Annotated in this window: 5 protein-coding genes and 1 pseudogene; 5 read left to right on the top strand and 1 reads right to left on the bottom strand. The window is 66.7% G+C overall.

Translation table 11 applies throughout. The features are described 5' to 3' along the window. Both EAH89_RS17535 and EAH89_RS17530 read left to right on the top strand, forming a co-directional pair. Positions 1-1,767, top strand: a 1,767-nt coding sequence (locus tag EAH89_RS17535) for a family 16 glycosylhydrolase (RefSeq protein ID WP_140885005.1), incomplete at its 5' end; no start/stop codon positions are given. 760 nt (positions 1,768-2,527) lie between these two features. Beyond that, positions 2,528-2,800 (top strand): hypothetical protein, encoded by a 273-nt coding sequence (locus EAH89_RS17530; RefSeq protein WP_140885004.1) that lies wholly within the window; start codon positions 2,528-2,530, stop codon positions 2,798-2,800. Between the two features lie 6 nt (positions 2,801-2,806). On the opposite strand, the pseudogene EAH89_RS17525 reads toward EAH89_RS17530, so the two are convergent. Further along, positions 2,807-3,612: pseudogene (locus EAH89_RS17525) on the bottom strand (IS5 family transposase). Positions 3,613-4,403: 791 nt separating this feature from the next. On the opposite strand from EAH89_RS17525, the gene EAH89_RS17520 reads away from it, so the two are divergent. The 3 genes from EAH89_RS17520 to EAH89_RS17510 all read left to right on the top strand — a co-directional run bounded on the left by EAH89_RS17520 (position 4,404) and on the right by EAH89_RS17510 (position 5,910). Beyond that, entirely contained in the window at positions 4,404-4,604 is a 201-nt protein-coding gene (locus EAH89_RS17520; RefSeq protein ID WP_140885003.1) for a type II toxin-antitoxin system HicA family toxin, read from the top strand. A gap of 42 nt (positions 4,605-4,646) precedes the next feature. Beyond that, on the top strand, positions 4,647-5,051 hold the full coding sequence (locus tag EAH89_RS17515; protein ID WP_140885002.1) for a type II toxin-antitoxin system HicB family antitoxin: 405 nt from the start codon (positions 4,647-4,649) through the stop codon (positions 5,049-5,051). Between the two features lie 244 nt (positions 5,052-5,295). Further along, on the top strand, positions 5,296-5,910 hold the full coding sequence (locus tag EAH89_RS17510; RefSeq protein WP_140885001.1) for a PEP-CTERM sorting domain-containing protein: 615 nt from the start codon (positions 5,296-5,298) through the stop codon (positions 5,908-5,910). Positions 5,911-6,000: the final 90 nt, after the last annotated feature.

Here is a 6,000-nt window from a genome sequence, read left to right as displayed (position 1 = left end):
GGCGGCGCCGGCAACGACGTCCTCACCGGCGGCGCCGGCGCCGACCGCTTCCTCTTCGAGCGCGGCGCCGGGCGCGACGTCGTGACCGACTTCCAGCCGGGCGTCGACAAGATCGTCATCGGCGGCGGCTTCACGGCCTTCACGAGCTTCGCCGCCGTGCAGGCCGCCCTCCGCCAGGACGGCGCGGACGCGGTGCTCGAGCTCGGGAACGGCGACGCCGCCATCCTGCGCGGCGTCAGCGCCGCCGCCCTCACGGCCACGGACTTCCGCCTGCCCGCCGCCTCCCTCACCACCCTTCGCCCGACCTTCGCCGACGAGTTCAACAGCTTCTCCGCAACGCCGACGGGCCTCACGTCAGCGGGCACGGCCGGCTGGCGCTCCACTCATCTGTGGGGCAGCCGCAGCGTCCCGAACGAGGTGCAGTACTACGCCGACGCCACCACCGCCGGGCCCTACCCCTTCGCCCTGCACGACGCTGGTGGGCAGGGCGTGCTCGACATCACCGCCCGGCCCGCGGCCGGCCTGCCCGACGGGCTCACCTACACGAGCGGCCTCCTCACCTCCTCCGCCAGCCTCGTCCAGACCTACGGCTACTTCGAGATGCGCGCCCAGATCGCGACCGGGAAGGGCTTCTGGCCCGCCTTCTGGCTCGCCCGGGCGGATCTGACCGCCCCCCCAGAGATCGACGTCCTGGAGTCCCTCGGCGACATGCCGGGCGTCGCCTACTCGACCGTCCACACGAACTCGACCGGGTCCCACACTCAGCTGCAGTCAGCCTTCTGGACCGAGACGGACCTGTCGCAGGCCTTCCACACCTACGCCGTCTCCTGGCGGCCCGACGTCATCACCTTCTACATCGACGGCACGGAGCTCTATCAGGTCGCAACACCCTCCGACATGCACTCCCCGATGTACATGCTGGCGAACCTCGCCGTCGGTGGCCCCAACAGCTGGCCGGGCGCGACGGACGGCGTCTCGTCGGCGACGATGAGCATCGACTACATCCGTGCCTCGCAGTTCGCCGATCTCGCCGCCCCGGTGCGCCCGGTCGAGGTCAGAGCTCTCGTGCTCGAGGGGAGCGGCGCGGTGGAACGCTTCGTTGGCGGCGCGGGGGAGGACCGCATCACCGGCGGCCGCAACAACGATGCCCTGACCGGCGGTGCCGGCGCGGACACCTTCATCTTCGTCTCCGGCGACGGAAAGGACATCATCACCGACTTCCAACCCGGCGTGGACCACCTCCTGCTGAACGGTGTGGGCGCCAACAGCGTCTCGACGAAAGCCAGTTCCTCGGGCCTGGTGGTATCCTACGGCAAGGACACCATCACCCTCCAGGGCGTCGCCGCGCTGAAGGCCGGGGATATTCTCTACGGTGACGCGACGGTTCTCTCCTCCGATCAGTTCCTCGACCGCTCCGCCTCCACCCGCGCCCAGACCGTCACCGGCAGCGTGGGCAACGACACCATCAAGGGTGGTGCCGGCGATGACTGGATTATCGGTGGTGCGGGCAACGACGCGCTGAGCGGCGGCTCGGGCCGCGACACCTTCGTCTTCAGCAGCTGGGACGGCCACGACACCATCAACGGCTTCGTCTCCGGCGAGGACCACATCCTCCTGCGCGGCGTCCCGGCGGCCAGCGTCTGGATCAACCCCGCGCACAGCCCCGCCGGGGTGACCGGCCTCGAGGTCACCTACGGCACGAACGGCGACTCCATCTTCCTGCCCGGCCTCACCGCCCTCAGGGCGGGCGACATCGTCTTCGCCTGACCGCTCCCGGTACGAAGACCAGAAGAGGTGCCGCGCCATCAAGCGAGGTCTCCTGATTGGCCCTGCAGAACCGGCTGCCCGATCCCCGCAGAGGCGGTGAGCTCTCTTAAATCGGCTGTTGAACACAGGCGGCATCGACAAATGAGGCGCTCAGCACGACTGCGTGTAACGGCTCCGCCTTCTGAACATCGCCGGGTCATCGTGGGCGAGCTCCAATCCGGCGACGCCGGTGCTGGCGAGGGCGGCGCACGGGGTGATCGGCCGGTTGGGTCGGCTGCGTGGATCTGGCGGCAGGCAACGCTCGAGAGAAAGCTAAGCCGGTTCTGGCCGTACAACTCGGCAAGGCGGAGCAGGGCGCCCGGAATACGCCAGAAGGTGGGCGGCACGAGGCAGTACGTGGCGGGTGCCTCCGCCCCCTGCCCTTTGCGGCTCTCGACGAGGGCAAGCGTCGGCTCGGGGAAAGCCAGGTGCAGTTCCGCCCATAGCCAACGGGGTGCCCCGCTTCCACGCGTACACCTCCTACCCGAGCAACGGCCGCGCGGCGGGGCGCCTGGCACCGGCCTGCGCGCGCGCCCAGATGCGCCAGACGGCGCTTGCCCTCCGTTGTTCGTCGTTCCCATGAATGCCGGCAGGCGGTGGAGGGCACGAGGAGTGGGAGCCACAAAGCCCTCCGCCTCTCACGATCATATGCGAATGCGACGCTTCCTAATCCACTCGGCGTCGCTTACCTCTTATTGCAGGCTCGATATGGAAGTGAGGAATGACCCAACTTCGACGGCAACTGCATCAGACGTCGCCAAGCTCTGACAGCAACAGCCAGGACCACTGGTTCCTGGTGTTTGACACCGACAGGTGCCTTCTACACGTCGAGCACGTCTGGGAAAACGTGGAGGCTCGCCGAGGCGGCGCCTTGTACCAAGGCAGCGTCCGGCTGGAGCTTGGGGAATTCCTTAAGCAAAGCGGCAATGATCCCGTGAAGCGAGAGCTCGAGCGCGTGCTGACGGGCGTGTTCGAGGAACAGCTCAGCGCTTAGAGGTTGTTACGCACGGGTGGCGAGTTCTGCGGCGCGCCTGAGCGAGAGGATGGTGAAGGCGACTAGTTGCAGGCCTGCCAGCGTCTCTGGGAGGCGCTCGTAGTCGCGGGCGAGGCGGCGAAAGCGGGCGAGCCAGGCAAAGGAACGCTAAACCGCCTGCCTCCGGGCAGAAGTGCGAAGCCACGTTTGGCTTCGGATCGTTTGACGATCTCCAGGGCAATGCCGTGGGCGGCCGCGGCTTGGGCGGGCCGCTCACCGGTGTAAGCCTGGTCGACACAGGCGAGGTTCACGCTCTCGCCGGTCGCGTCGCGGCCGGCCTCAGCCAGGGTGGAGACGGCTGAGCGATCATCCGCCTTGGCGGGGGTGACGTGCAGCGCCAGCAGGTGGCCGAGCGTATCGACGGCCAGGTGCAGCTTGGCGCCCCTGGTCGGCTTGGCCCGTCCCAGGCAGGGCGTGCGCCGCTCTCGAGCGTGGAACCTCGGGTACGGCTGTCCAGCACGGCGGCCGACGGCTCCTACGTGCGTCCCTGGGCCAGGCCAAGCACGACCCAGAGGTCTTGAAACGAGCATTTCAAAGCAGCCCGCCCGCAGCCAGCGCTGGGCCTGGTCATAGACCGCGTGCTAGGGTAGCAGGTTATTGGGCATCGCTCGCCAAGCCACGCCGTAGCGGACCAGATATCGCCACCCTTTGAATACCTCACGCAAAGGGTGCTCGCGCTGCCCGGCCTCCTCGGGCAGCAGCGTCAAGTAAGGCGCAACCGGCGTCCATCCCTCATCAGACACATCGGACGGATACGGCTTGCGCGGTAGGATTCACCGAAAACGAGGGCGCCCGCCGGTCCGTAACAGCCCTTAGCTATTCAGCCTTGTTCCAACCACTCCAGAAAGAATGGTGTAGGCCCTGATAAAACCGCTCGGTACCACCCAGCACCTACACAGTTGACATCTAACCAGCGCTGTCCACTGGCGACACTCCCGCTCAGCAGCGGAGAGGTAGCGGCGTTAGATTGAGGAACCGATTGGGGAACACATCACCCCCAATTCTCTTAAACTGTTAAGGTTGAACGTAAAATGGCGTCCCGTACGGGACCCTCACTTGCCGGCCATTTCAAGGCCATGGGCGCCTGATTTTGGCTAGCGCGGCGACTTAATATCAAAGACTTGGCGGGTGTTTGGCTAGCATCCAGACTGGCTTCGCCATGCCGTTCAACCGGAGTCCCCATACCGAACGCCCGCTCGTCCTGGCGCGGCCGCTCTCGAATTATGCTGGCCACATCCTGCTGGCCGACTGCGGATCGCGGGTCTGCGGCGGCGAGCGGCTTATCCCAGTGACCAGCCTAGTCCCCCGCTGGGGATCGCTGACCATGCAGCAGGTGCTGGACCGGCTCTGGTGTCCCTCGTGCCAGCAGCGCGCCGCTCATGTGCAGCTGCGGCGCACAGCCGTCGACGGGAGGATCGGGCGGGCCGATGTCTGCCTCATCCTGCGCGGCCATGGCGCAGGCAGGTAAACACGCGCCACCCACTACACACATCTACACACTTTCCTCTTGCATCGGCGGACCGACGTGTGTATAGATACACACACGGACGGCAGAGGAGGTTGGGTGGGCAGGACGGTAAGCAGCAAGGCGGCGATAGCCGCCATCGAAGCGGACGGATGGTCCGAAGTTGCTCAGGTCGGCAGCCACAAGCACTTCAAGCATCCAACCAAAATGGGACGAGCGACCGTCCCCCACCCGAACAAGGAGCTGGCCATCGGCACCATCAAGAGCATCGAGCGACAGACAGGTGTGAAGCTCCGGTGAGAACCGGGGCTTCCGCCCTCCCCTAATCAAGAGGAAGCTAACATGGCTACTCGGTACTACCCCGCGATCCTGGAGCGGGTTCCTGACGGGTACTCCGTCTACTTTCCCGATCTCGATGGATGCGTCTCTCATGGCGCCACCACCGAGGATGCTGCCCGTGAGGCCGAGCAGGCGCTGGCCCTGCACCTGCGCGGCATGATCGAGGACGGCGAAGCCATCCCCGATCCGACCCCCTTGGAGAGCGTCGAGCGCGATCCGGAAGTGGAGGAGTTCGCCCGTATCCTCGTGCGTGCCGAGCTGCCCGGCCGCGCGGTGCGGTTGAACATCTCCCTGGAGGAGGGGCTCCTGGCCGCCATCGACGCGGCCGCCTCGCAGCAGGGCAAGAACCGGTCGGGTTTCCTGGCTGACGCCGCACGTGCTGCGATCAGAGAGAGTCGCGCAGCATAGCTGGTGGGCAGCGGCCAGTGGACTGTGGCGAGAAGCGCCGCCGCTAGCCGTTGCCCGAACTCGTCCCGCACGCCCGGAAGCGGAGTCTACTCATCTGCACCAAGTCGCGATTTCTTACACAAGATATGTTTCGGTTGCTGAAATCCCAGCAACCGATTGTTTCGTAACGCCTGACACAGGTGGCGCACGCCTTGCCATCAGGCGGAACAGCGGCGGCGATCCTGCCGTCGCGGGAGAAACATCCATGCGTATCGCTGCCGCGGCCCTCACGGCCGTTCTCGCCCTCGGCGCTCTGGCTGCGCCCGCCCAGGCCGATGTGATCTACAGCTTCACCACCACTTCGGCGACGACGACCTATACCAACCGGGCGCCGCTGCCGCTCTCGGCCGAGCTGCGCATCCGCGATGAGGCCGTTGCCTCCGGCTCGTTCAATTACACGGCTACCTTTGGCCAGTCGGTGACGCAGCCGCCCTTCCCGGCGGGGGACATCAACGGCTTCGTGTCGCTGAACGTGCAGAGCGCGACCTTCACGCCTACCTTCTCGCCCGGCGGCCTGAGCGTCAGCCTGCTCTTCACCGAGGCCGGGAACATCGCGTCGAGTTTCATTCGCCTCCGCGGCGTCTCGGACGAGGTGAATTTGAACGGTGTGGGCGGGAATGCCGCGGGCACCCTCGGCTCCGACCGCTCCGAGTGCAATGGCGGCGCTGACGACGCGCGGTGCAGCTTCACCGGCTTCTGGACCACCTCCCGGGTGCCCGGCACTCCGGTGGTGACGCCGGTGCCCGAGCCCATGTCGCTGGCCCTGTTCGGCGTCGGCGTTGCGGGCCTTGGCCTGGTGCGCCGGAAGCGCGCGGCCTGAGCGAAGGCGGCCGGGGGTTAAGGCGAGATCCGCCATCCCCGGCCGCTCCGTGACGGGCGACCCCCAGGCCACCCAGTCACCCACTGATCA

The sequence above is a fragment of the Muricoccus nepalensis genome, assembly GCF_006438825.1.
Classification (GTDB): Bacteria; Pseudomonadota; Alphaproteobacteria; order Acetobacterales; family Acetobacteraceae; genus Roseomonas; species Roseomonas nepalensis.
This window is presented reverse-complemented; position numbering and strand designations above follow the sequence as displayed.

Coding starts and splice junctions, on each gene's coding strand:
- EAH89_RS17515 (WP_140885002.1), top strand. CDS start 4,647: ATGGCTACTCGGTACTACCCCGCGATCCTGGAGCGGGTTCCTGACGGG.
- EAH89_RS17530 (WP_140885004.1), top strand. CDS start 2,528: ATGACCCAACTTCGACGGCAACTGCATCAGACGTCGCCAAGCTCTGAC.
- EAH89_RS17510 (WP_140885001.1), top strand. CDS start 5,296: ATGCGTATCGCTGCCGCGGCCCTCACGGCCGTTCTCGCCCTCGGCGCT.